The 5375-nt window shown below is 66.4% G+C and carries 6 protein-coding genes; 3 read left to right on the forward strand and 3 right to left on the reverse strand.

The genetic code is table 11. From position 1 onward, the window contains the following. Positions 1-108: 108 nt before the first annotated feature. Positions 109-1590, reverse strand: a complete 1482-nt coding sequence (locus JO059_RS05310) for a cytochrome P450 (RefSeq protein WP_293315063.1) — start codon at positions 1588-1590, stop codon at positions 109-111. Between the two features lie 115 nt (positions 1591-1705). Here JO059_RS05310 and JO059_RS05315 point away from each other — a divergent pair, with 115 nt between their 5' ends. Both JO059_RS05315 and JO059_RS05320 read left to right on the forward strand, forming a co-directional pair. Then, on the forward strand, positions 1706-2350 hold the full coding sequence (locus tag JO059_RS05315; RefSeq protein ID WP_293315064.1) for a TetR/AcrR family transcriptional regulator: 645 nt from the start codon (positions 1706-1708) through the stop codon (positions 2348-2350). 27 nt (positions 2351-2377) lie between these two features. Beyond that, a complete protein-coding gene (locus JO059_RS05320) occupies positions 2378-3286 on the forward strand; it encodes an SDR family oxidoreductase (RefSeq protein WP_293315065.1) in 909 nt (302 codons plus the stop codon). On the opposite strand, the gene JO059_RS05325 is transcribed toward JO059_RS05320, so the two are convergent. Both JO059_RS05325 and JO059_RS05330 read right to left on the reverse strand, forming a co-directional pair. After that, positions 3248-4288, reverse strand: a complete 1041-nt coding sequence (locus JO059_RS05325; RefSeq protein ID WP_293315066.1) for a DNA polymerase IV — start codon at positions 4286-4288, stop codon at positions 3248-3250. The genes JO059_RS05320 and JO059_RS05325 overlap by 39 nt on opposite strands. After that, positions 4285-4881 (reverse strand): TetR/AcrR family transcriptional regulator, encoded by a 597-nt coding sequence (locus JO059_RS05330; protein WP_293315067.1) that lies wholly within the window; start codon positions 4879-4881, stop codon positions 4285-4287. Before JO059_RS05330 ends, JO059_RS05325 begins: the two co-directional genes overlap by 4 nt. A gap of 89 nt (positions 4882-4970) precedes the next feature. Here JO059_RS05330 and JO059_RS05335 point away from each other — a divergent pair. Continuing rightward, positions 4971-5375 (forward strand): NADPH-dependent FMN reductase (locus JO059_RS05335; protein WP_293315068.1); only part of this gene is annotated, 405 nt, incomplete at its 3' end.

A 5375-nucleotide genomic window follows, 5' to 3' on the forward strand; every position in this document is an offset into this window, starting at 1 on the left:
TCCCTGCTCGATCAATAGGTGAGTTTCATTCGGGCTAGCGCCAGTGATAGCGCGCACGAACTCGGCCCCTACCGCGACGGCGGCGACCCGGCTGCGGATCGCGGACGTCTACAACGGGCGCAAGACAATTGGCATGCCGTCTTTCGGCACAGGCATGCCGCCGTAATCCCACTCGCACTTGTAGCCCGGACGGGGCGGCTCCAGCCGATACCTGCGCAGTAGGCGGTGCAAAATTGTCTTGATCTCCAACTGCCCGAACGTCATCCCAATGCACTTGTGCGCGCCGCCGCCGAACGGCGTGAACGCGTAACGGTGCCGCTTGTGCTCGTTGCGCGGCTCGGCGAACCGTTCCGGATCGAATGTCATTGGATCCGTCCACAATTCGGGCAGCCGGTGGTTCATACCGGGAAACGCGATGACGTTGGTGCCCTTGGGGATGTAGTAGCCCAGCAGGTCGGTGTCGCGCACCGTCTGCCGCATGGCCCACTGCACCGGCGTCACCAGCCGGATCGACTCGTTCATCACGAGATCCAGCGATTCGAGCTTCTCCAGCGAGTCGATGTCGAGCGGCCCGTCGCCGAGGCGGTCGGATTCTTCGCGGCAGCGCTGCTGCCACTCCGGGTGGGTGGCCAGGTGGTAGGCCATCGTCGTCACCGTCGAGGTCGAGGTGTCATGCGCGGCCATCATCAGGAAGATCATGTGGTTGACGATGTCCTCGTCGGAGAACTTGTTGCCGTCCTCGTCCTCGGTTTGGCACAGCACGGATAACAGGTCGTTGCCGTCCTTCGCGCGTTGTTCCGCGACCCGTTCGCGGAAGTAGTCCTCCAGCAGCTCGCGTGCTTTAAGGCCACGCCACCAGGTGAACGGCGGAACACTGGTGCGGATGATCGCGTTTCCGGCACGAGTGGTGATGGCGAACGCCTTGTTCACCTTGGTCACCAACTCGCGATCGGTGCCCGGCTCGTGGCCCATGAAAACCATCGAGGCGATGTCCAGGGTGAGCTCCTTCATCGCCGGATACAGCAGGAAGCGCGCATCGTTGACGACCCAGTCATAGGCGACGGCATGCGACACGACCTCGTCCATCTGCTCGACGTAGCAGACCAGCCGGGAGCGGACGAAGGCCTCCTGCATGATCCGCCGATGGAAGAGATGCTCGTCGAAGTCGAGCAGCATCAGCCCGCGGCGGAAGAACGGCCCGATCACGGGGACCCAGCCCTGCTGCGAGTAGTCCTTGTTGCGATTGGAGTAGATGACCTGAGCGGCGTCGGGACCCAGCGCAGCAACTCCCGGAAGCACCGGCGAATCACCGAACACGACCGGGCCCTTGGTGTTGTAGAGGAACATCAGATAGTCCGGTCCGCCGCGCAACATCTCGATGATGTGCCCGATGACCGGCAGCCCGGCGTCACCGACGACCGGCTTGAGGCCGCTGCCCGGCGGCGGGTCGGCGAGTTTATGCTCCGGGAATTGGGTGTTCAGGAGCCTGCGCTCAACAAGTCCCATCCCGGGGAAGTTGTTGATAGACGGAGTCAAGCGGCGCCGCGTCTGGTCAAGCAGATAGTGCGGGGTGCTGATGGTGGCAGCCATGAACGCTCCTTTGCGGCACGGGAAGGGTGACCGCGGTCACTTGCCAAACAGTCTTCGGGAAAAAGTTGACGGCTGTCAAGTTTGCTTTTGGGGCAGCGTGGGGCATCGTCGAGGCGTGAGCACCCACGCCGTCAACCCAGAGCCGGGCGAGCCGGCGCGCCGGCGTGGGGACAAGCACCGGCAGGCCATCATGGCTGCGGTCCGCGAGCTGCTGGAGGAGAAGCCGTTCGCCGAGCTGTCGGTCAGTACCATCAGCCAGCGGGCCGGGGTGGCGCGCTCGGGTTTCTACTTTTACTTCGACTCCAAATACGCGGTGCTCGCCCAGATCATGGCCGAGGCCGCCGAAGAGCTCGAAGAGCGGACGCAGTATTTCGCTCCGCGCGGGCCAGGGGAGTCGCCGGAGCAGTTCGCCAAGCGGATGGTGCGCAGCGCTGCCGCCGTATACGCGCACAACGACCCGGTGCTCACGGCCTGCAACGCCGCCCGCACCACCGATGCGGAGATCCGCGACATTCTGGAGCAGCAGTTCGAGGTGGTGCTGCGCCAAATCACCGCCGTCGTCGAGGCGGAGATGAAGGCGGGTACCGCCGCTCCCATCAGCGACGACATCCCGACGCTGGTGCGCACGCTGGCGGGCACCACGTCGTTGGTGTTGACCGGCGACCCGCTCGTGACCGGCCGCGATGATGACCTGGAGCGCCGGGTCCGGGTGCTCGAGCAGTTGTGGCTGTATTCGCTTTGGGGTGGGGGCCAGGGTTAGCGCGGTGCCGACGGTATCGTCGCGGCAATGGGGCGGCGGCGGCCAGCTGGGCGGTATTTCGCGGGAAAGCGGTGCCTGGTCACGGGTGCCGCCAGCGGCATCGGTCGCGCCACGGCGTTGCGGCTGGCCGCGCAGGGCGCCGAACTTTATCTGACCGATCGCAACCCGGACGGTCTGGAACTGACGGTGTCCGACGCCCGCGCGCTGGGTGCGCTCGTACCTGAGCACCGCGCTTTCGACATCGCCGACTACGACGAGGTCGCCGCGTTCGGCGAAGACATCCATGCCGCGCATCCCAGCATGGACGTCGTGATGAACATCGCCGGCGTGTCGGCCTGGGGCACCGTCGACCGATTGACCCACGAACAGTGGACGAAGATGGTCGCAATCAACCTGATGGGGCCGATCCACGTCATCGAAACGTTCGTCCCGCCGATGGTGGCTGCCGGCCGCGGTGGGCATTTGGTCAACGTCTCCTCGGCCGCGGGGCTGGTCGCGCTGCCGTGGCATGCGGCCTACAGCGCCAGCAAGTACGGATTGCGCGGGCTGTCCGAGGTTCTGCGATTCGACCTGGCACGGCACCGCATCGGGGTGTCGGTCGTGGTCCCGGGTGCGGTGAAGACCCCGCTGGTCCACACCGTCGAGATCGCCGGCGTCGACCGCGAGGATCCGAAGGTGGCCCGCTGGGTGGACCGCTTCAGCGCCCATGCCGTGACACCGGAGGAGGCGGCCGAGAAGATACTGGCGGGCGTCGCAAAAAATCGGTACCTGATCTACACGTCGCCCGACATCCGGGCACTGTACGCGTTCAAGCGGCTGGCATGGTGGCCCTACAGCGTGGCGATGCGTCAGGTCAACGTGGTATTCACGCGCGCGCTGCGGCCCGGCCCACCGACGCTACTCGGGCATGACCAACTCGAGCCGCACCCCGAGTAGCCGGACCGGACGGTCCAGCTCGAAGAGGTCCAGGACTTGCAGAGCGGTGGCGGTGACGGTCGCGGGCTCCGTCGTGGGCTCCGCCAGCTTGCGGATCTTGGTGCGGGTGTAGAACGTCGCGGTTCGCACGGTGACCGCCACGCGGGCGACTATCCGCCCCGAAGCCAGCACCTCGTCCAGCGCTTGCCGGGCCAATTCCGTTATCGCGGAATCCATTTCGTCCCGATCGGTCAGGTCGCGCGGAAAGGTGACAACGTGGCTGCGGGAGCGGGGAATCCACGGCTCCGAGCTCACATCCGTGTCACCCCCGCCCTTGGCGAGGAGCAGCAGCCACAGACCGGTGCGCGGGCCGAATGCGGAGGTAAGCAGCTCGGCGTCCCCGTTTGCGAGCTCGCGTACCGTCGTAATACCCAGTGCCGCAAGCTTTTTGGCTGTCTTCGGTCCGACGCTCCACAGCGCGTCGACTGGCCGGTCCGCCATCAGCGTCATCCAGTTCTCGTCGGTGATCGTGAAAATGCCGGCCGGTTTCGCGAAGCCGGTCGCGACCTTGGCCCGCTGCTTGTTGTCGCTGATGCCGATCGAGCAGGACAGCCCCGTTTCCGACGAGATGATCGCCCGGATCTGCTCGGCGGCTTCGGTCGGATCGTCCACATCGACGCCGACATACGCCTCGTCCCAGCCCCACACCTCGACGGGGTGTCCGAGGTCGCGCAACAACCCCATCACCTGCTCGGAGGCGGCGTCGTAGGCGGCCGGATCCGATGGCAGGAAGGTGGCCCCGGAGTCTGGGGGGCAGCGGCGGGCGGCGGTGCGCAACGGCATGCCCGCGTGCACGCCGAATTCCCGGGCCTCATACGAGGCGCAGGCGACGACTTTGCGTGGTTCGGTCGGATCACCATTGCCGCCGACGACAATTGGCAGCCCGACCAGTTCGGGGTGGCGCTGCAGCTCGACCGACGCCAGAAATTGGTCGAGGTCCACGTGCAGGATCCAACTCGTCATCGTCCGCACAGTTTGCGCGCCAGACTTTCCCATGCGTCGCCCAGGGTTTGGAGGGTACGGCCGCCGACGCGGAGTTGATGCTCGACGTAGTCCGCGTCGAGCAGAGCCAGCAGGGCGTCGGTCTGCACATCGAGGTCGCCGGAGGTATGTGCCGACTGCAAGAGCACGCGCACGTGCCGGCGTTGCACCGCCGCGGCGCCAACGTGGCGGGTGCGCGGATCGCGGTTGGCCGCCGAGAGCAGCTCGTGGTGAGTATGAACGAAGCGGATGCGTTCCCGGCCGAACGCCACCAGTCGATCCGCCGGCGGCGCATCGGGGCCCAGCGGCGGCGGGCCGAACAGAAAAGCCTCCTGGCTTGCTCGTTCATCCTCGTCGAGCAGCACCATCATGAGGCCGGCCCGGCTGCCGAACCGGCGGAACAAAGTGCCTTTGCCGACGCCGGCGGCCGCGGCCACGTCGTCCATGGTGACGGCCTCCGCGCCGCGCTCGGCCACCAGGTTGCGCGCCGCCTGCAGCAGGAGCGCGCGATTGCGTGCCGCGTCGCCACGTTCTTGCGGCGCGGACACGGGCAATTCGCCCACCCGCTCGCTCACCACTGCACTGTAACGCCGACGGAATAAATCGGACCATAGTCCGGTTGGGGAGTGCGAGGATGTGACAACGACCTGAAGGGACCCGAACTATGCCAGCGACCAACTCCGACGTCAAGATCCTGACCTTGGTCGGCAGCCTGCGTGCCGCGTCGATAAACCGCCAGATCGCGGAGCTGGCGGCTGTGGTCGCGCCCGACGGCGTCACCGTCACCATCTTTGACGGGTTGGCTGCGCTGCCGTTCTACAACGAGGACATCGACGACGCGATGAACTCGGAGGCTCCGCCGTTGGCGCCGGTGGCTGCGCTGCGCGCCGCGGCTGCCGACGCGGATGCCGCGCTGGTGGTCACACCCGAGTACAACGGCGGCCTCCCTGCCGTCATCAAGAACGCGATCGACTGGCTGTCCCGCCCGTTCGGCGACGGCGCGCTGAAAGGCAAACCGCTGGCCGTCATCGGGGGGGCCTTCGGCCAGTACGGGGCGGTGTGGGCGCAC

Source organism: Mycobacterium sp., from assembly GCF_019247615.1.
Classification (GTDB): domain Bacteria; phylum Actinomycetota; class Actinomycetes; order Mycobacteriales; family Mycobacteriaceae; genus Mycobacterium.